This window comes from Limnohabitans sp., from assembly GCF_044361645.1.
Taxonomy (GTDB): domain Bacteria; phylum Pseudomonadota; class Gammaproteobacteria; order Burkholderiales; family Burkholderiaceae_C; genus Limnohabitans_A.
Window position 1 is genome coordinate 1 of sequence record NZ_JBIKIL010000089.1, and the last position, 15,561, is coordinate 15,561.

General features: G+C 55.5%; 26 protein-coding genes and 1 pseudogene. 14 read left to right on the forward strand and 13 right to left on the reverse strand.

What is annotated here, in order from left to right; genetic code table 11:
* The coding region (locus tag ACIQ39_RS13560) for a methylmalonyl-CoA mutase family protein (RefSeq protein WP_396435135.1) at nucleotides 1-634 on the forward strand (634 nt) is incomplete at its 5' end.
* Nucleotides 635-637: 3 nt separating this feature from the next.
* Here the strand turns inward: ACIQ39_RS13560 and ACIQ39_RS13565 are convergent.
* Entirely contained in the window at nucleotides 638-1,570 is a 933-nt protein-coding gene (locus tag ACIQ39_RS13565; RefSeq protein WP_396435136.1) for a 3-keto-5-aminohexanoate cleavage protein, read from the reverse strand.
* Nucleotides 1,571-1,800: 230 nt separating this feature from the next.
* Between ACIQ39_RS13565 and ACIQ39_RS13570 the strand changes: the two genes are divergently transcribed.
* Nucleotides 1,801-3,297 (forward strand): AMP nucleosidase, encoded by a 1,497-nt coding sequence (locus tag ACIQ39_RS13570; protein ID WP_396435137.1) that lies wholly within the window; start codon nucleotides 1,801-1,803, stop codon nucleotides 3,295-3,297.
* 17 nt (nucleotides 3,298-3,314) lie between these two features.
* Here the strand turns inward: ACIQ39_RS13570 and ACIQ39_RS13575 are convergent, their stop codons facing one another.
* On the reverse strand, nucleotides 3,315-4,259 hold the full coding sequence (locus ACIQ39_RS13575; RefSeq protein ID WP_396435138.1) for a nucleotidyl transferase AbiEii/AbiGii toxin family protein: 945 nt from the start codon (nucleotides 4,257-4,259) through the stop codon (nucleotides 3,315-3,317).
* Entirely contained in the window at nucleotides 4,252-4,668 is a 417-nt protein-coding gene (locus ACIQ39_RS13580; protein WP_396435139.1) for a hypothetical protein, read from the reverse strand. Before ACIQ39_RS13580 ends, ACIQ39_RS13575 begins: the two co-directional genes overlap by 8 nt.
* Before the next feature lie 227 nt (nucleotides 4,669-4,895).
* Between ACIQ39_RS13580 and ACIQ39_RS13585 the strand changes: the two genes are divergently transcribed.
* A complete protein-coding gene (locus ACIQ39_RS13585) occupies nucleotides 4,896-5,027 on the forward strand; it encodes a hypothetical protein (RefSeq protein ID WP_396435161.1) in 132 nt (43 codons plus the stop codon).
* A gap of 148 nt (nucleotides 5,028-5,175) precedes the next feature.
* On the opposite strand, the gene ACIQ39_RS13590 is transcribed toward ACIQ39_RS13585, so the two are convergent.
* Complete coding sequence (locus ACIQ39_RS13590; RefSeq protein ID WP_396435140.1) at nucleotides 5,176-5,466, reverse strand: addiction module antidote protein; 291 nt, start codon at nucleotides 5,464-5,466, stop codon at nucleotides 5,176-5,178.
* Between the two features lie 223 nt (nucleotides 5,467-5,689).
* Here ACIQ39_RS13590 and ACIQ39_RS13595 point away from each other — a divergent pair, with 223 nt between their 5' ends.
* On the forward strand, nucleotides 5,690-5,950 hold the full coding sequence (locus ACIQ39_RS13595; RefSeq protein ID WP_396435141.1) for a hypothetical protein: 261 nt from the start codon (nucleotides 5,690-5,692) through the stop codon (nucleotides 5,948-5,950).
* A 53-nt stretch (nucleotides 5,951-6,003) separates the two neighbouring features.
* Nucleotides 6,004-6,789 carry a Fic family protein gene (locus ACIQ39_RS13600; RefSeq protein ID WP_396435142.1) on the forward strand — a complete coding sequence of 262 codons (786 nt, stop codon included), beginning with the start codon at nucleotides 6,004-6,006 and terminating at the stop codon, nucleotides 6,787-6,789.
* A 184-nt stretch (nucleotides 6,790-6,973) separates the two neighbouring features.
* Here the strand turns inward: ACIQ39_RS13600 and ACIQ39_RS13605 are convergent, their stop codons facing one another.
* The 3 genes from ACIQ39_RS13605 to ACIQ39_RS13615 form a co-directional block, all read right to left on the reverse strand.
* The gene (locus tag ACIQ39_RS13605) at nucleotides 6,974-7,102 is read right to left on the reverse strand and encodes a type II toxin-antitoxin system RelE/ParE family toxin (RefSeq protein WP_396435158.1); all 129 of its coding nucleotides are present in this window, start codon (nucleotides 7,100-7,102) and stop codon (nucleotides 6,974-6,976) included.
* A gap of 491 nt (nucleotides 7,103-7,593) precedes the next feature.
* The gene (locus ACIQ39_RS13610; protein ID WP_396435143.1) at nucleotides 7,594-8,055 is read right to left on the reverse strand and encodes a helix-turn-helix domain-containing protein; all 462 of its coding nucleotides are present in this window, start codon (nucleotides 8,053-8,055) and stop codon (nucleotides 7,594-7,596) included.
* A 1-nt stretch (nucleotide 8,056) separates the two neighbouring features.
* The gene (locus tag ACIQ39_RS13615) at nucleotides 8,057-8,365 is read right to left on the reverse strand and encodes a DUF4258 domain-containing protein (protein ID WP_396435144.1); all 309 of its coding nucleotides are present in this window, start codon (nucleotides 8,363-8,365) and stop codon (nucleotides 8,057-8,059) included.
* A 79-nt stretch (nucleotides 8,366-8,444) separates the two neighbouring features.
* Here ACIQ39_RS13615 and ACIQ39_RS13620 point away from each other — a divergent pair, with 79 nt between their 5' ends.
* Nucleotides 8,445-8,654: a hypothetical protein gene (locus ACIQ39_RS13620; RefSeq protein ID WP_396435145.1), complete on the forward strand. Its 210-nt coding sequence runs from the start codon at nucleotides 8,445-8,447 to the stop codon at nucleotides 8,652-8,654.
* Between the two features lie 113 nt (nucleotides 8,655-8,767).
* The gene (locus ACIQ39_RS13625) at nucleotides 8,768-9,079 is read left to right on the forward strand and encodes a helix-turn-helix domain-containing protein (RefSeq protein ID WP_396435146.1); all 312 of its coding nucleotides are present in this window, start codon (nucleotides 8,768-8,770) and stop codon (nucleotides 9,077-9,079) included.
* On the opposite strand, the gene ACIQ39_RS13630 is transcribed toward ACIQ39_RS13625, so the two are convergent.
* The 5 genes from ACIQ39_RS13630 to ACIQ39_RS13650 all read right to left on the reverse strand — a co-directional run bounded on the left by ACIQ39_RS13630 (nucleotide 9,057) and on the right by ACIQ39_RS13650 (nucleotide 10,994).
* Nucleotides 9,057-9,359, reverse strand: a complete 303-nt coding sequence (locus ACIQ39_RS13630; RefSeq protein WP_396435147.1) for a DUF1902 domain-containing protein — start codon at nucleotides 9,357-9,359, stop codon at nucleotides 9,057-9,059. The genes ACIQ39_RS13625 and ACIQ39_RS13630 overlap by 23 nt on opposite strands.
* Nucleotides 9,360-9,397: 38 nt before the next feature.
* The gene (locus ACIQ39_RS13635; protein ID WP_396435148.1) at nucleotides 9,398-9,724 is read right to left on the reverse strand and encodes an XRE family transcriptional regulator; all 327 of its coding nucleotides are present in this window, start codon (nucleotides 9,722-9,724) and stop codon (nucleotides 9,398-9,400) included.
* Entirely contained in the window at nucleotides 9,717-10,082 is a 366-nt protein-coding gene (locus ACIQ39_RS13640; protein WP_396435149.1) for a type II toxin-antitoxin system RelE/ParE family toxin, read from the reverse strand. The genes ACIQ39_RS13635 and ACIQ39_RS13640 overlap by 8 nt, the downstream gene beginning before the upstream one ends.
* 125 nt (nucleotides 10,083-10,207) lie before the next feature.
* Nucleotides 10,208-10,678 (reverse strand): putative toxin-antitoxin system toxin component, PIN family, encoded by a 471-nt coding sequence (locus tag ACIQ39_RS13645; protein WP_396435159.1) that lies wholly within the window; start codon nucleotides 10,676-10,678, stop codon nucleotides 10,208-10,210.
* A 10-nt stretch (nucleotides 10,679-10,688) separates the two neighbouring features.
* On the reverse strand, nucleotides 10,689-10,994 hold the full coding sequence (locus ACIQ39_RS13650) for a type II toxin-antitoxin system prevent-host-death family antitoxin (RefSeq protein ID WP_396435150.1): 306 nt from the start codon (nucleotides 10,992-10,994) through the stop codon (nucleotides 10,689-10,691).
* Nucleotides 10,995-11,488: 494 nt separating this feature from the next.
* Between ACIQ39_RS13650 and ACIQ39_RS13655 the strand changes: the two genes are divergently transcribed.
* The 7 genes and pseudogenes from ACIQ39_RS13655 (at nucleotide 11,489) to ACIQ39_RS13685 (ending at nucleotide 14,169) form a co-directional block, all read left to right on the forward strand.
* Nucleotides 11,489-11,818, forward strand: a complete 330-nt coding sequence (locus tag ACIQ39_RS13655; protein WP_396435151.1) for a type II toxin-antitoxin system RelE/ParE family toxin — start codon at nucleotides 11,489-11,491, stop codon at nucleotides 11,816-11,818.
* A complete protein-coding gene (locus ACIQ39_RS13660) occupies nucleotides 11,815-12,129 on the forward strand; it encodes an addiction module antidote protein (protein WP_396435152.1) in 315 nt (104 codons plus the stop codon). Before ACIQ39_RS13655 ends, ACIQ39_RS13660 begins: the two co-directional genes overlap by 4 nt.
* A gap of 383 nt (nucleotides 12,130-12,512) precedes the next feature.
* The gene (locus tag ACIQ39_RS13665) at nucleotides 12,513-12,725 is read left to right on the forward strand and encodes a type II toxin-antitoxin system RelB/DinJ family antitoxin (RefSeq protein WP_396435154.1); all 213 of its coding nucleotides are present in this window, start codon (nucleotides 12,513-12,515) and stop codon (nucleotides 12,723-12,725) included.
* 114 nt (nucleotides 12,726-12,839) lie between these two features.
* Nucleotides 12,840-12,998: pseudogene (locus tag ACIQ39_RS13670) on the forward strand (helix-turn-helix domain-containing protein); the annotation flags it as partial.
* 59 nt (nucleotides 12,999-13,057) lie between these two features.
* Nucleotides 13,058-13,294 carry a type II toxin-antitoxin system RelE/ParE family toxin gene (locus ACIQ39_RS13675; RefSeq protein WP_396435160.1) on the forward strand — a complete coding sequence of 79 codons (237 nt, stop codon included), beginning with the start codon at nucleotides 13,058-13,060 and terminating at the stop codon, nucleotides 13,292-13,294.
* Nucleotides 13,219-13,536 (forward strand): helix-turn-helix domain-containing protein, encoded by a 318-nt coding sequence (locus ACIQ39_RS13680; RefSeq protein ID WP_396435155.1) that lies wholly within the window; start codon nucleotides 13,219-13,221, stop codon nucleotides 13,534-13,536. Before ACIQ39_RS13675 ends, ACIQ39_RS13680 begins: the two co-directional genes overlap by 76 nt.
* 159 nt (nucleotides 13,537-13,695) lie before the next feature.
* Nucleotides 13,696-14,169, forward strand: a complete 474-nt coding sequence (locus ACIQ39_RS13685) for a hypothetical protein (protein ID WP_396435156.1) — start codon at nucleotides 13,696-13,698, stop codon at nucleotides 14,167-14,169.
* Nucleotides 14,170-14,379: 210 nt separating this feature from the next.
* On the opposite strand, the gene ACIQ39_RS13690 is transcribed toward ACIQ39_RS13685, so the two are convergent.
* The gene (locus ACIQ39_RS13690; RefSeq protein WP_396435157.1) at nucleotides 14,380-14,715 is read right to left on the reverse strand and encodes a helix-turn-helix domain-containing protein; all 336 of its coding nucleotides are present in this window, start codon (nucleotides 14,713-14,715) and stop codon (nucleotides 14,380-14,382) included.
* Nucleotides 14,716-15,561 lie beyond the last annotated feature (846 nt).

The window sequence follows — 15,561 nt, forward strand, 5'->3', positions numbered from 1 at the left end:
CACGCTGCAAGCGCTGATCGCGATTTACGACAACTGCAACAGCCTGCACACCAACGCGTTTGACGAAGCCATCACCACGCCCACCGAAGACTCGGTGCGCCGCGCCATGGCGATCCAGATGATCATCAACCGTGAGTGGGGCTTGGCCAAAAACGAGAACCCCAGCCAAGGCGCTTTCATCATCGAAGAACTCACCGAGTTGCTGGAAGAAGCCGTGCTGGCCGAGTTTGAAAAAATCGCCGAGCGCGGCGGCGTCTTGGGTGCGATGGAAACCGGCTACCAGCGCGGCAAGATCCAAGACGAGTCCATGCACTACGAGATGCTCAAGCACACGGGCGAGCTGCCCATCATTGGCGTCAACACCTTCCGCAACCCCAAAGGCGAGCAAGTCATGGAAACCCTGGAACTGGCCCGCTCCACCGAAGAAGAAAAGCAAAGCCAACTCCAGCGCCTGCACGACTTCCACGCCCTGCACGCGGCCGCATCGCCCGCCATGCTCAAGCGCTTGCAGCAAGCCGTGATCGACAACGGCAACGTGTTTGAGGTGCTGATGGACGCGGTGCGGGTGTGCTCGCTGGGCCAGATCACCAACGCGCTGTTTGAGGTGGGTGGTCAGTACCGACGCAACATGTGAACCTCAAAAGTTCACCCGGTCCCCGCCCTTGAGCGCCAGCATGCTGCGCGCCTCATCGGGGGTGGCAATCTCCAGGTTCAGGGCTTCGAGCACGGTGCGGATGCGCTGCACCTGCTGCGCACTGGACTCGGCCAATTTTCCAGGGCCGATCCACAGCGAATCCTCCAGCCCCACACGCACGTTCGAGCCCATGGCCGCGCCAATGCTGGCCAGCGCGATCTGGCCCTTGCCTGCGCCCAAAATCGACCACTGGTAATCCTTGCCAAACAAGCGGTCGGCGGTGCGGCGCATGTGCATCAGGTCTTCGGGGTGCGGGCCAATGCCGCCCAAAATGCCAAACACCGACTGCACAAACAAAGGCCCCGTGACCAGGCCCCGATCGCGAAAGTGCGCCAGGTTGTACAGGTGGCTGATGTCGTAGCACTCAAACTCGAACCGGGTGCCGTTTTCGGTGCCCAAGCGCAAAATCGTCTCAATGTCGTTGTAGGTGTTTTTGAACACCAGGTCGCGGCTTTTTTCCAAATGCGCCCGCTCCCACTCGTGCTCAAAGGTCTTGAATCGCTCCAGCATGGGGAACAGGCCAAAGTTCATCGACCCCATGTTCAGCGACGCCACCTCGGGCTTGAAGGTCAGCGCCGGTTGCATGCGCTCGTGCACCGTCATGTGCGGGCTGCCCCCCGTGGTCAGGTTGATGACGGCGTTGGTGTGGGCCTTGATCTTTTGCAAAAACGGCACGAAAACCGCCGGGTCTTGTGTGGGCTTGCCGTCCACCGGGTCGCGCGCATGCAGGTGCAAGATGGCCGCGCCCGCCTCAGCGGCTGCAATCGCCGCATCGGCGATCTCGTCGGCCGTCACCGGCAAATGCGGCGACATGCTGGGGGTATGGATAGCCCCCGTGGGGGCACAGGTGATGATGACTTTGCGTGTTGAACTCATGGATGGGCTCCTGAAGGTGGGTGACGCGCCAATGCGGTTTTTTTTGAAGTACTAAACAGCATGCCCGACAAGCGTTCAGAGCGAGGTCACCAAGGCAACATGCCCCAGACCGTGGCCCCTGTGCGTCACAGCTTTGCAGCAAAATGGCACCCATTGGCATCACACCCTTTGCCCCGCTGGGCACGATCAACGATCAACCAACACCCGCCCCCACCCGCCCTGGAACAACCATGCAGCACCTGCCGCCTTTCATCGCCCCTTCTGAGCACCACGACGCCGACAGCGCCTTGGCGCAAATACAGCACATCTACCAGTCCAGCGTGGCCCACCTGCGCCAGGCCATGCGCGAATTCGTGGCGGGTGCGGACATGACCAGCACCCGGGTGCGGGCCCATTACCCCTATGTGCGCGTGCAAGTCCAAAGCGGCAGCCGAAAACCCGAGGGTTTGCACAGCCGCCTGAGTTATGGTTTTGTGGCCGAAACGGGGCGCTTTGAGACCACCTTGACCCGGCCCGATTTGTTTGCTTTTTACATCCGCCAACAACTGGCGCTGCTGCTGCAAAACCACGGTGCTTGCCTGCAGGTGGGCACCAGCAACCAGCCCATCCCCATCCATTTTTCTTTTGCCGAAGACGAGCACATGGAGGGCAGCCTGAGCCCCGCACGCCAAGCCCTGATGCGCGAGGTGTTTGACCTGCCCGACCTGACCGCCATGGACGACGGCATTGCCAACGGCACACACGAACCTGCGGCCTCTGAAGCCCGGCCCTTGTCGCTGTTCACCGCGCCCCGCATCGACTACTCGCTGCAACGCCTGCGCCACTACACCGGCACTTCGCCGCGCTGGTTTCAAAACTATGTGCTGTTCACCAACTACCAGTTCTACATCGACGAGTTCATCGCCCTGGGCCGCGCCGAAATGAGCAAACCAGACAGCGAATACATCGCCTTTGTCGAGCCGGGCAACATGGTCACGCGGCGTGTGGGCCTGATGCCCGAAGAGGTCGACACGCAGGGCCAGCAGCCGCCGCGCCTGCCCCAAATGCCAGGCTACCACCTGGTGCGCAAGGGCCACAGCGGCATCACCATGGTGAACATCGGCGTGGGCCCGGCGAATGCCAAAACCATCACCGACCACATCGCCGTGCTGCGCCCGCACGCCTGGCTGATGCTGGGCCACTGCGCCGGCCTGCGCACCACACAACAGTTGGGCGACTATGTGCTGGCCCACGCCTATGTGCGCGAAGACCATGTGCTCGACGAAGAACTACCGCTGTGGGTGCCGATTCCGGCGCTGGCCGAGGTGCAGGTGGCCCTCGAAAACGCCGTGGCCGAGGTTACCGGCTGCGCGGGCCCAGAACTCAAACGCATCATGCGCACCGGCACCGTGGCCAGCACGGACAACCGCAACTGGGAGCTGTTGCCAGACAACAAACCGCAGCGGCGCTTCAGCCAAAGCCGTGCTGTGGCGCTGGACATGGAAAGCGCCACCATTGCCGCCAACGGGTTTCGCTTTCGGGTGCCCTACGGCACGCTGCTGTGCGTGAGCGACAAACCACTGCACGGCGAAATCAAACTGCCCGGCATGGCCAACCAGTTCTACCGCGAGCGGGTGAACCAGCACCTGCAAATCGGCATCCGCGCCGTGACTTTGCTGCGCGACGCCGGCCCCGACCAATTGCACAGCCGCAAGCTGCGCAGCTTTGCCGAGGTGGCGTTTCAATGACCTGGTGGGCATCTGCATCACATTGAATTCAGATGCTTTCCGATGCGGTCAAGTAGCTGGTCGAAATCCGGCTGTCCTTGGTAGTAGAGCGAAGATGATTTTTTGTATTCCCGAGCAAAAAGATCTCGCTGCTGAGAGTCGTTCAGGGTGAAGGCTGGATTTTTAGCGATCACCCATTCATCACCAGACCGAAACCGTAGCATTTTTCGATCCTGATACGTCTGCTCCTTCATGAAATCCTGAACTTCGGGTAGATCAAGCAAGCAATACACGTCGTAGTAATGCCGCAGAAAGTTGCCAGGGAATTTTGCAGCCTCAGCCAAACGGCGGTACTTGGTCGAGATGGTTTGGAGCTTCTCAACGAACGTGTGTGTCGGCGCGTAGCAGGGCACATCGGCTGCACGGTTGTCAAAAACTTCAATGCCCCGGCTCATCACAAAATCTAATGCCCAAGAAGAGATGGTCACGGGTCGGTTGGGAGCGGTGTCGTCGAACCCCAGTTCTAGCAGGATGCCATCTTTCACTCCTGTGATGGTGGCCGCGCGGGGTGAGTAGACGAGCCGAATGCCTGCGCTGCGCATTTTTTCGTCGTCAAAGAAGGTGTCCCGCTCAACTTTGTCGATACCGGGAATGCGGATGCGTTTTGACAACTCGTCGTAATAAGCACGCCGGGAATCGATGTGAGCCGGTTTGTTTTGGTTGCGCCCTGTTTTGACATCCATGTCAGCCGGTGGGTCGATGCGGATGTCAATGTCTTCTGAAAAACGATGAATGACCCCGAAGCCTTTGGACAGGGATATACCACCCTTCAGCTCGAACACAAAGCCTTGCGCCTGAAGCCCCCAGAGGCTGTGCATGATCCAGTAGTCTTTTTCGACCAACATCGGGTCGAGTGACCGGTCGTTTGCGACAACCGCAAGCAATCGACCGAAGTCGCGTCGTTCGTGAAGAAAGTCAGCCATCGAGCCACTCTCGAACGCGTTTGCGAGTGGCCATGTTGCCATAGCTGTCCAATGCCTGCTGGAGTCGTGATGGATTAAAAGACAACAACCTGGTGCGTGCCTGGCTGAGCACAGCGTCGCTGTCTTCGGCCAATTCACCCAAGTTGTTCAGCAAGTCGACGTAAAGGAATTCGGATGTCAGTTTTTTGGGAAAGCGTGGCTTCACTCGGAAATCAAAATCTCGGTTGCCCAGTTTGAAAACGCCATGGCGTTTGTGGTTGTAGACCAGTGTGCTGTTGTAAAGCTGGGTGGTGCCCAGGCCCACCGTGTTGTATGACGACGGAGAAAACACCAAAAAATCCTTGTCACGCAGAAATCCTCGCACCACCTGTTCATCAGTGGGCGGCAAGGGACCAAATTTCGATGACATGGGTGCGTAGTAAAGCCCCTGCGCCAGTTTTTTGAGCAACCCTGTGGCGACCAACTCATTCAGATGCCGATCCACTGCATTACTCAGACGAGCGAGATCTTCGCGCCGATAAACACGACCGGCCTGCAGCTCGTCCGCAAGGTGAGCAGTGGCACGCCTTAGGGCTGACGTTGATGGTGTGGAGGCTTCTGTCATGAAGAAATTTCATTGAAATTTCATGCATTTTAGTGCTTCAGGCACGACGTGTCACCCAACACCTGCAAATCGGCATCCGCGCCGTGACTTTGCTGCGCGACGCCGGCCCCGACCAATTGCACAGCCGCAAGCTGCGCAGCTTTGCCGAGGTGGCGTTTCAATGATCCGGTGGGCGGTCTTCACACACCCACTGACCTGTCCGGAACCGGGGTGATTCAGCCGGCACAAAAGACGGCGACGTTGGTTCAGGCGAGGCGGTCAAGCCTCCCGTCATGGTGGTGCCAAATCCCTATTGCCTGCAGCTTTGTGGGTTCAGTGTGCGCTGACCCCGAACTTCAGTCCAGTGGCCTTGAGGACGGCGCTCAGCGTTCGAATCCTTGGATTACCACGCGTTGAAAGTGTTCGGTAAAGGGTCTCGCGCGAGAGGTGCGCTTTCTCTGCAATGGTGGCCATGCCCCCTCGTGCCTCCACAATCTTTCTGAGGGCCGTGAGGTATGTTTGAGGGTCATCGTCTTCACTGGCTGCATTCAGATACTCGGCCGCAAAATCGCCGTCTTTGAGTTGCTCCAAAAGCCAGTCATCGTGCTTTACCGTCGTCGTCATTTTTTACCCCATCAAGCCATTGGATGAACAGGTCTTGCCCCTCGAGCTTGGTGTAATGCCGCAATTCAAACATGGCAAGAATTGCAGCCCAGAAGCTACATTTAGACAATCAACACGCCTCATCCACCAATCAGGCTCCACAAGCAGCCCTACATCGAGGTTGACGACGAGTTTTTCAGAACATATCATGCGGCATGAATGCATGAACCACAAGGAAAGCGCAATGACCCACCCAGCAACTGACAGCAAGATGGTCAAATCCATTGGCGCAAGTGGACAAATTTCTTTAGGCAAAGAGTTCGCAGGAAGACAAGTCCTCATTGAGTCGCCAGCCAAAGGTGTCTGGATCATTCGGACTGCCACCATCACCCCCGATCACGAGCCTTGGCCTGAAAAAGAAAAGGTTCAACCTGGGCTCAAAAAAGGGCGTACCGGCAAGGCACCATCACCCGATCAAAGGTCACGAAAAACATCTCAGGCCTGAGCGTATTCAAGGTTTTTGACAGAAATGACACATGCCCATGGAGCAAGATAAACATGATTGACCTGTTCGCCGCTTTAGGCTTTAGATGGAACCGCGAAAAGATGCCTCATCAGATGCCTACCCACGCCATTGATCGGGTGACTTTTCATTTCCATCGAATGCTCACCACGTATGTTTGGGACGCATCAATGCTTGAAGGCAATCCCTTTACTTTTCCAGAGGTCAAAACTTTGCTTGAAGGTGTGACGGTCGGTGGCCGAAAAATTTCCGATCAAGAGCAAGTACTGAACTTGGCCGAAAGCGCCAAATACCTGCTGTCACTGGTCAAAGCCGGAAAGTTCAAGCTGGACAAAACCACATTGACCGAGCTGCATGCACGGGTTGCAAAAAATGAAACGCTGGAATGGGGGCATTTTCGTGGAGAAGGTCTAGAAACGCACTTCACACCCGATGTTGGCTTGGGTGCTGAAGGCCGCCACACACCGCTGCCCACTGAGCCCGGAGCCCCTGAGCTCAACCGTGTTTTCTCCGAAGGCCTGCAAGCTTTAAACAATACAGTCGAAAGTCCATTTGAGAAAGCTGCGGCTTTTTTCCTGTTCGGAGCCTTGCAGCAGTTCTTTTTTGACGGCAACAAACGCACATCACGCTTCATGATGAATGGCATTTTGATGTCCTCCGGTATGGACGCCATCAGCATTCCAGCGGCCAAGGCGCAGGACTTCAACGAAAAAATGGTCCGGTTTTATACGACCAAGGACGCCACAGAAATGATGGCATTTTTGGTCAGTTGTCATCCAGATGCCCTCACCATTGTGCAAAACAATCTACAAATGGATTGAGCGGTTGCAACCGAGATGCGCTTCACCGGTTTGAAAGTCTGTGGCGCAAAGCATGGTGTTTTTGAAAAGTGGCGTCATAGGCACGCCAGAAACGAAGTTGCTTTATCAAAAAGCCCGCCGAGGTTTGAGCCAAGGGCGGGTTGGTCTGCTGCCAAAGCTCAGCTTCAGGGGCTGACCCGGTTCGTCACAAATGTCGGGCTGCGTGATGGAGTCTCAAAATTTCAACAACGTCGCCGCGTACACGGTAAATGGCGATGTGGTTTTTGTGCAGGACCAGCTCACGCGTACCGGGAACCCGGCCAGCCCGGCCCATGCCAGGATGGGCCTGATGTTGGGTCACAGCGGCCTGCAACACGCGAGGCCCTTCGGTTGTTTGAGGCGTACCAGTCCGTTCAGCAATCAAGTCTTGCTGCTCTGCGTGCTGACATCGCTCAGGGCATGGCTGATGTCAATGCCGGTCGTGTTGAGGAAATGGACATGGCATCGATCAAGACGCAAGGGCGTGCACTGAAAAAACCATCCTGATGGCTTTTGTACTTTTAACCTGTACTACCTACCCGAGCCATCTGGGGTTCTCATCATTCGCGTGCTCCATCGTGCGCGGGATGTTCAGAGCAGAGAGTTGATGATCTGACGCCTTCTTGTAACTTCTGCCCAGTATTAGGGGGTCAGATCGCCATCGCTTGGTGGTGAAAGGGACTGAACACATTTGGAGAGGGTGGTGCCGATGGCGCAGCCCTTAGCCTTGACATTCAAACAACTGGCCTCCACAAAACGCGGGGCGATTCACGCAGCTTTGCGGGCTTAGTTTGCGCTTACGCCTTCGTCTTGCAGGCTGGGTTTCCAGTGGCCGCGAAATTCTTTGACCACGATCTTTTGCTTGACCAATCGCTCGACTGTTTTGATGCGCTCGACCGCTTTGGCAATCGGCTCGTTACCCTCGGCTTGGGCTGTGTAGAGCAGGCGCACCAGCTTGTCTGCCCAGCGCGGCACCTTGCTGGTTTTTTCCCAACGCGCCACCGATTGGCCATCAATGCCCATGAGTTTGCCCAATGCCGGTTGCGACAGCAGCATGCCCGCACTGCGGATGTAACGGAGCTCAGCACCCGTCAGCAAGCAAGCTTTGTGTGTCAAGGCCATGCAAATGGATTGGGTTAACCCATCAAGATTGTGGAAAGACACGCCCTCACCGTGAGGTGTTTGCTTGATTTCGTAGCCGTTGGCCAGCCACACGTTGCGTAGACCGCCGTCTGTGTAGTGGTACATCTCAATCCTTTTTGACATCCATCACGGTCACTATGACCAAATCGGTAACTGGGTATTCCACGTACACAACCACAGCGACCTGCATGCCAGCGACAAACCTGTGCATTCGACATAGCAGTCCGGGGGTTTTCATATCCGGCTCTGGTCGCAATGCAAAGCTACCCAAACGCAAAACTTCTAGGACCATGGGATCGTTCACATGACGCTGGCGCATCCTCAGGCGGGCGTGCTTGGTAAAAATCACACTCGCCGAGTCTTGTGCGCTTTGCTTGATGTGCTTTTCGAGTTGCCGATCTGATGGTTGAGCCACGCCAGAGACCTATCAATTTGATAGGTTGGATTGTGACACGAAATGGGCAGATTTGAAACATTGGCTGTCTAAGGCTTCTATGACCCACCATGCGCCTTGCCAGCACAGCGAAGTTATACGCGAAGCCCTTCGGTTGTTTGAGGCTTACCATTCCATTCAGCAATCAAGTCTTGCTGCTCTGCGTGCTGACATCGCTCAGGGCATGGCTGATGTCAATGCCGGTCGTGTTGAGAAAATGGACATGGCGTCAGTCAAGACTCAAGGGCGTGCGCTGAAAAAACCAGCCTGATGGCTTCTGTACTTTTTGCCCGCAGTGCGCAAACCGACTTGCTGGAGATACAATCTAATACATACGCAGTCTACGTATCAAAAAATGCTCAAGAAAGAGCTGGAGTATCGAGGATGAAACGCAATTTGTTTGCTGAGATTTCCGAGGGCTTTGATGCCCTGGCCAAGCAGCGCCTTGGCAAGACCACACTTCGCACCGTGGAGGTGGAAATCAAGCCAGCGCCTGAGTTGTGCGCTGACCAGCTCAAGGCCATCCGAGACAAGCTCAAGCTCTCCCGCACCGTTTTCGCACATTACCTGCGCACCAACCCCCGTACGCTGGAAAACTGGGAGCAAGGACGTGCCAAGCCCAACGCGCAGGCAGCTTTGCTGATTCACTTGGTCGATCGCTACCCGGACACGGTCAAGCGATTGGCAGCGGTGTAAGGGCAGCCCCAGCGGCTGCCATGACGGCTTGACCATCCCACGCCACGCAGGGCGCAGCCTTAACTTTAACCAACTCGTCCATCAGCATGTCTGCACAGTCGTGAACGCTTTGTATCAGCTCGCTGGCTGTGTTGGCTTCAGCAACCAAGCCGGGCAGGTCTGGGCTGGTTGCAACAAAGACCCCGGCAACATCATCACGCACAAGCTCAACGCGCACCCCCCCCCTCAAACCCTGCAAATAAACGGCACCCGTTTGGGGTTGTAGCGTCAGTATGCGCACTGCCTGCGGCTTTGCAAACTTAAAGGGTCAGGTTGCCATCACACTGCCGCAGAATTCCCTAAGTCAGCGAAATTACTGATCTTGACGGAACCGTCTGGAAAGCGGGCGACGATCTCCAACTCACCCCCCATGGCTTCGATGTGGCTGCGCAGGGTTGAGAGGTACATGTCAGTACGCCTCTCCATCTTGGCAATTGACGGCTGCTGGACGTGCAGCAGTTCGGCCAACATCTTTTGTGACAAGCCACGTGCCTGACGCAACTCGTTCAGGGGCATTTCGGCCAACATGGTCTGCGCGGCATCCTCGGCGCTTTGGCGGGCTTCGGGCTTCATCTGTGCACGAAGATCAGAAAACTTCTTAGCCATGGTTCTTTCCTTCCTTTCGAAGTTGTTCCAAGTGTTCGTCATAAAGACGGTCTGCCAGCGGGACATTTACCTCATACCAGCGCCCGTCCCCCGTCTTGTCCCCACCCATCAACAAGATCGCGTTTCGCAAGGGGTCAAACGCATACAGCGTCCGAAACGGTCGGCCAAGGTGTTGAGTGCGCAACTCACGCATGTGGCCGTGTTTTGAGCCATTAATGCCACTGCTGTGCGGGAACCCGAGACTCGGGCCTAGCTCCTCCAACAACTGGACAGAGGCTGCCACGCTGATTTGCTCTTGCTCAGACAATGCGGCCCACCACTGGCCGAACTCATCTGTGTATTCAACTTCCCATTTCATGCAATGAATATACCCTTCATAAAATATTCCGTCAAGGGAATGCGTTCAAGCATTTACCTACGCAGGTAATTGGGGTCAGATACCGATTTATTTGGGGTAATTGGGTAATTGGGGTCAGATACCGATTAATTTGGATGTTCGAGGAGCCTGTGGGGGTCTTGGTTGAGCATCGGCAACCATAAAGAAACCACGTAGAGTGGCTTGAACCGCTCAAATAAATGGGCTGGCGACAGGACTTCAACACCCTGATGCATGCGCACTTCTGTCAGGTCTGGATCGCCGGAGATGAGTATCTTGGCTCCGGCATCAAGGGCCAGTGCGATGAATTGATCGTCTGTGGCGTCACGACTGATGGCAACCTCTGCCGTCACCTCGAAGTGCTGCATGGACTGAGCAATCTTGACCAGATGCGCCATGCGGCCGGCGTCTCCAAAATACCGGTCAAACTTTGGCCGCGCAATACGCGTCTCCAACTCATGCCAAGTCTGCTGATTTTGAGCAATCACAAAGTGCTCAACGGCGAGGGCCAGAACTTGCGCAGTCTTGGACTGGGGTAGCAGGCCTGCACTGATCAAGACGTTGGTGTCTATGACAATTTACGCAGGCTCAGTCTTCATGGAGCATGCGCGTGACGTCTGCTTCGGTCAGGCCTTCTTCGGCGGCTTTGTTGCTCATTTTTGCGAGGTGCTGACGCATCGAGTCACCGGCTTCTTTGCCGCGCAGCGGGTAGCTTTCACTGACGAGCATAGCCACCTGAAACGGAATGGTGCGCATGCTCGCTTGGTAGTCTTCGTAAGACATTACAACGGCCACCGGGCGGCCACGACGGGTGACTGCGACGGGTTGCCTCTGGGATGCATCAATGAGCATCCCAAATTGATTCTGAGCAGCAAGAGAGGTCATGGTGAGCATGTTCATCGCTCCTTTGGACAGGTGTTACAGCTACTTTAGCTGTTTCGACTCCATCCATGCCCATGAGTTTGCCCAATGCCGGTTGCGACAGCAGCATGCCCGCACTGCGGATGTAACGGAGCTCAGCACCCCTCAGGAAAGAGGCTTTGTGTGTCAAGGCCATGCAGATGGACTGGGTTAACCCATCAAGGTTGTGGAAAGACACGCCCTCACCGTAAGGTGTTTGCTTGATTTCGTAGCCGTTGGCCAGCCACACGTTGCGTAGACCGCCGTCTGTGTAGTGGTACATCTCAATCCTTTCTCAAATCCGGCTCTGGAAGCAAGGCAAAGCTGCCCAAACGCAAAACTTCTACGACCATGGGAGCGTTCAAATCATGCTGGCGCATCCACTGGCGGGCATGAAACTTCTGTAAGGAGACATTTTTACCGCTCTTTGCAAGAGGTGTATCACATCCTCGGCCATCAAGGCCATCTTTGTAACTTATAATTCACATATGTATGAGCTACAGACTTACCTCACTGAGCACGGCGAGGAACCCTACTCAGCATGGCTGATGGCCTTGACCGATCGACATGCCCGAGCCCGAGTCGCAGTGCGGATTGGTCGGATGGCCAATGGCAACTTGGGTGACGTCAAATCGGTTGGCGAGGGTGTCTGGGAGGCCCGAATTGACTGGGGACCTGGTTACAGAGTCTATTTCGCGCAAGCTGGCAAGCGGCTGATTTTGCTGCTTTGTGGCGGTGACAAACGCAAGCAACAGACCGATATCGAGATGGCTCAGCAGTACTGGGCTGACTGGCAACACAGAAGGAAAATCAAATGAGCAAAGCAAGCCGTTCGCATGATGAAGCCATGACCGAAATGCTCAAGGCAGACCCAGAGTTTGCGAATGACTATCTGGCCGTGGCATTGGATGAAGCCGACCAAGCCGGCGGGCAACAGGCCTTGCTCGCTGCCCTTCGCCATGTGGCCGAGGCGCAGGGCATGTCCGCAGTGGCCGAGCGGGCAGGCATGCCACGCGAGAGCCTTTACAGGGCACTGGGCCCCAAAGGCAACCCCACCGTCAAGACACTGCTGGCCATCTTGCGCGCCTCAGGGCTGCACTTGTCCGTGACCCGCCAAGTGGCGGCGTAAAGGGTCGTCATTATCACGGCCCATTGCCCAAGTCGCTTGACTGTTTAGAAGTGGCCATCAGGGGGCAAAGCTGCCCAAACGCAAAACTTCTAGGACCATGGGAGCGTTCACATCATGCTGGCGCATCCACAGGCGGGCATGAAACTTCTGTAAGGAAACATTTTTGCCGCTCTTTGTACGGGGTGCAACACTTCCTCGGCCATGCCCAAGTCAAGTCGACGCAAGGCTATGCACAGCTGAGCCAAGAATCATGACTTGCCGCCGCCAATTCGGCCACACGGGCTTTGGCGGGGCGGTGATGCCGAAAATGCGGCCGTTAGCCTTGGCAGCATGACAAACCCAACCCTTCAAGCCACAATGTAGCTACAAATATGGGAGGGTTTATGCCAGCAAATTCTGTAGTTCGCGCTCGAATTGATGAGCACATCAAAGAAGAGGCCAGTGTCGTTTTGGCAGCCATGGGACTGACCGTGTCGGATGCGCTGCGCATGATGCTCACCCGTGTGGAGCGGGAAAAGTCACTTCCTTTTGATCCTATGGTGCCCAACGCCACAACCATCAAGGCCATGCGCGATGCCCGGCGTGGCAAAACTTAACACCTTAAAACAAGCAGCCTCCACGAAACCCGCCATGATGAACTGATCGCCAAGATGCTTCAAAACCCGCAAGTGCGGGCGGAGTACGAGCGCATCGAACGCGAAGAAATGCCCATGCTCGGCGCGATTTTGAGCGTGCGCAAACAGGCCAATCTCACGCAAGAAGAGGTGGCCCGCCGCATGAATGTGAGCCCACCCGTGGTCTCGCGCCTAGAGCGGGCGCTGCTCACTGGCAAGCCTTCGCCCTCGCTGCGCACCCTGCAAAAATATGCCCAAGCCGTGGGCAAGCGAGTGCGAGAACGATTGTTGCAACAAAATTTGAGCAGCGATGGGTGTTTTTATTCGGGTTCGAGAAGAATGAGCGATCCAACATTGACGTTAACGAGCTCAAAATGCTGCAGGAATTGGCCGCTTCGCTATTGGACTTGGATCAACAGGCCATTGCAGTGGCCATTAACGCTGGTCAATTGTTTCAATTACAAGGAGACGAGTCATGTCAACCAAACGCAAAAGTAGAATTCTCGCTGAGGTTCATGAGACCGCTGTGGGCCTCAATCATGCTGGGCTGATCAGTAAAAGACGCATGGCTGAATTTGATGCGCTGTGCAATCTGGAAGTGAAGCCCATTTCACCCATTCAGATTCGTCAGCTGCGGGAAAAAGAGCACGTGAGTCAGGCTGTATTTGCTGCCATTCTCAACACCAGCATTTCAACCATTCAGAAATGGGAATTGGGCGACAAAAAACCCAGCGGCCCATCACTGAAGCTGCTGAGCTTGTTGGAGCGCAAAGGCTTGGAGGCAGTTCTCTGAACTGCCCCCAATGCCCTGCCAAGGCCTCAAAGCCCTCAGACAGCTCTGCAAACAGCCTGCGTTTAAGCCTATGCCGTCAAGTGTGAGCTGCCTCTTGAATCAAGCTCTGTGCAGGAATGCCCAAACCCGCGTGCAACTTTCGGATCATGCCGATGGTCAATGAGCGTGGCAAAGGTGATCACAAACACATCATGGATGTGGAAAAACGATACAAGCTCACCACGGTGGACAAACTGGTTGCCGACTTTCTCGCTCACATTGAAAGGATTAAAAATGCACAAAGCAAATAAAGTACAGGTTCACGTGGGCAGCCTTGCCGACATGGGCAAAAGGTTTGTGAGTGCATGGAACCGAGCTGCCACAGGCAAGAAAGTCAGCGAAACCCACACCACATTTTTGGACGTGCAGACCATGCTGGAAACTCTGAGTCCGCGCCGTTTGGAGTTGCTGAAATTCGTGCGGCAACATGGCGCAGACAGCGTCAAAGGATTGGCCGCGTCACTGGGGCGTGATTATAAAAACGTGCACCATGACGTCTCTGTGTTGGAGTCGGCTGGCTTGCTGCTGCGCGATGGTCGCAAGTTGTCAGCACCATGGGATGAGCTCAGCGCCAGTGTGTCCTTGATGCACTGACCTGCCCACAATGGCATCTTTCAATTAAGCGCATGAGGGCGAAACCACGTTGCCCGTATGGCTAGCAGCCCGTAGCAGACTGCCTTGGCTGAGATGGCTGTAGCGCTGTGTCATGACCACACTGGTGGTACCGATGGCGCAGCCCTTAGTTTTGGCATTGAACCAACTGGGCTCTACGAAACCCGGGGCGTTTCACGCAGCTTTGCGGGCTTAGCTTGCGCTTGCGCCTTCGTCTTGCAGGCTGGGTTTCCAGTGGCCGAGAAATTCTTTGACCACGATCTTTTGCTTGACCAATCGCTCGACTGTTTTGATGCGCTCGAACGCTTTGGCAATCGGCTCGTTACCCTCGGCTTGGGCTGTGTAGAGCAGACGCACCAACTTGTCTGCCCAGCGCGGCACCTTGCTGGTTTTTTCCCAACGCGCCACCGATTGGCCATCAATGCCCATGAGTTTGCCCAATGCCGGTTGCGACAGCAGCATGCCAGCACTGCGGATGTATCGAAACTCAGCACCAGTCAGCAAGGAAGCTTTGTTTATCAAGGCCATGCAGATGGACTGGGTTAACCCATCATGGTTGTGGAAAGACACGCCCTCACCCTAAGGTGTTTGCTTGATTTCGTAGCCGTTTACCATGCGTTTTGGCTTTGTGTTATCTCTGATTCAAGCCACCCGAGCCATCAGGCCATCGGCGCTCGTTGCAAACAGCAAACCCTGTGGGCCGGGCTCCCTGTAGTTGTCGCAACAAGCCGTCGCGGCCACCGGTTCAAACACATCGAGCCTCGGCATCTTGCGGGCCTTGGGCGACAGTTTGAAATAAGCCCATCCGCACCGCAGCCCAGTGCCCGAGGTCACTGACTCCATCACGTTGGCACAACTCCTGCAACATTGATTCATCATGTAACGGCCTCGACCGAAAAATTATGCCAACTGCCCACCCAGGGAGACACGGCACCATTTTGATTTCGTAGCTCCATGTTTTCGGGTCAACCTTGTTGAGAACGAACCGTGAGCCCATCGTTGCATTGTCAGCAATGACCAACCTGTTCATCTGATGCAGTTAAGTCAATTGACTCTGATGGATCAGCCGATCAACCCAAGCCAACTGCGCAAGCAGGCAGACTGCTTTAAAGACGCAGTTTGCTCTCGCATTTTGCCTAGCGGCGTGCCCTAGTTTCTGACGAGTTATGACATCGGCCATGAGACCTTGACCTCCTCAGCCACCCTTTACCGAGTTCATCTTTGTTGCACTTCGTACTTAAATCCTCCCTATCGGCATAGGGGGCAGTCAACATGACTGCGCCCCTGCCACACCACCTAGCATGCGGGTCCGCACTAGGCGGTTCGTGAGGTTGAGGTTCATACCAGACGTGGTGCTCCAAGCTTATCAAAGTA

Excerpts from the sequence above, each read along its gene's own strand:
- ACIQ39_RS13565 (WP_396435136.1), bottom strand. The coding sequence starts at position 1,570 with ATGAGTTCAACACGCAAAGTCATCATCACCTGTGCCCCCACGGGGGCT.
- ACIQ39_RS13570 (WP_396435137.1), top strand. The coding sequence starts at position 1,801 with ATGCAGCACCTGCCGCCTTTCATCGCCCCTTCTGAGCACCACGACGCC.
- ACIQ39_RS13575 (WP_396435138.1), bottom strand. The coding sequence starts at position 4,259 with ATGGCTGACTTTCTTCACGAACGACGCGACTTCGGTCGATTGCTTGCG.
- ACIQ39_RS13580 (WP_396435139.1), bottom strand. The coding sequence starts at position 4,668 with ATGTCATCGAAATTTGGTCCCTTGCCGCCCACTGATGAACAGGTGGTG.
- ACIQ39_RS13590 (WP_396435140.1), bottom strand. The coding sequence starts at position 5,466 with ATGACGACGACGGTAAAGCACGATGACTGGCTTTTGGAGCAACTCAAA.
- ACIQ39_RS13595 (WP_396435141.1), top strand. The coding sequence starts at position 5,690 with ATGACCCACCCAGCAACTGACAGCAAGATGGTCAAATCCATTGGCGCA.
- ACIQ39_RS13600 (WP_396435142.1), top strand. The coding sequence starts at position 6,004 with ATGATTGACCTGTTCGCCGCTTTAGGCTTTAGATGGAACCGCGAAAAG.
- ACIQ39_RS13605 (WP_396435158.1), bottom strand. The coding sequence starts at position 7,102 with ATGGGCCGGGCTGGCCGGGTTCCCGGTACGCGTGAGCTGGTCCTGCAC.
- ACIQ39_RS13610 (WP_396435143.1), bottom strand. The coding sequence starts at position 8,055 with ATGTACCACTACACAGACGGCGGTCTACGCAACGTGTGGCTGGCCAAC.
- ACIQ39_RS13620 (WP_396435145.1), top strand. The coding sequence starts at position 8,445 with ATGACCCACCATGCGCCTTGCCAGCACAGCGAAGTTATACGCGAAGCC.
- ACIQ39_RS13625 (WP_396435146.1), top strand. The coding sequence starts at position 8,768 with ATGAAACGCAATTTGTTTGCTGAGATTTCCGAGGGCTTTGATGCCCTG.
- ACIQ39_RS13635 (WP_396435148.1), bottom strand. The coding sequence starts at position 9,724 with ATGGCTAAGAAGTTTTCTGATCTTCGTGCACAGATGAAGCCCGAAGCC.
- ACIQ39_RS13640 (WP_396435149.1), bottom strand. The coding sequence starts at position 10,082 with ATGAAATGGGAAGTTGAATACACAGATGAGTTCGGCCAGTGGTGGGCC.
- ACIQ39_RS13650 (WP_396435150.1), bottom strand. The coding sequence starts at position 10,994 with ATGCTCACCATGACCTCTCTTGCTGCTCAGAATCAATTTGGGATGCTC.
- ACIQ39_RS13655 (WP_396435151.1), top strand. The coding sequence starts at position 11,489 with ATGTATGAGCTACAGACTTACCTCACTGAGCACGGCGAGGAACCCTAC.
- ACIQ39_RS13660 (WP_396435152.1), top strand. The coding sequence starts at position 11,815 with ATGAGCAAAGCAAGCCGTTCGCATGATGAAGCCATGACCGAAATGCTC.
- ACIQ39_RS13665 (WP_396435154.1), top strand. The coding sequence starts at position 12,513 with ATGCCAGCAAATTCTGTAGTTCGCGCTCGAATTGATGAGCACATCAAA.
- ACIQ39_RS13680 (WP_396435155.1), top strand. The coding sequence starts at position 13,219 with ATGTCAACCAAACGCAAAAGTAGAATTCTCGCTGAGGTTCATGAGACC.
- ACIQ39_RS13685 (WP_396435156.1), top strand. The coding sequence starts at position 13,696 with ATGAGCGTGGCAAAGGTGATCACAAACACATCATGGATGTGGAAAAAC.
- ACIQ39_RS13690 (WP_396435157.1), bottom strand. The coding sequence starts at position 14,715 with ATGGCCTTGATAAACAAAGCTTCCTTGCTGACTGGTGCTGAGTTTCGA.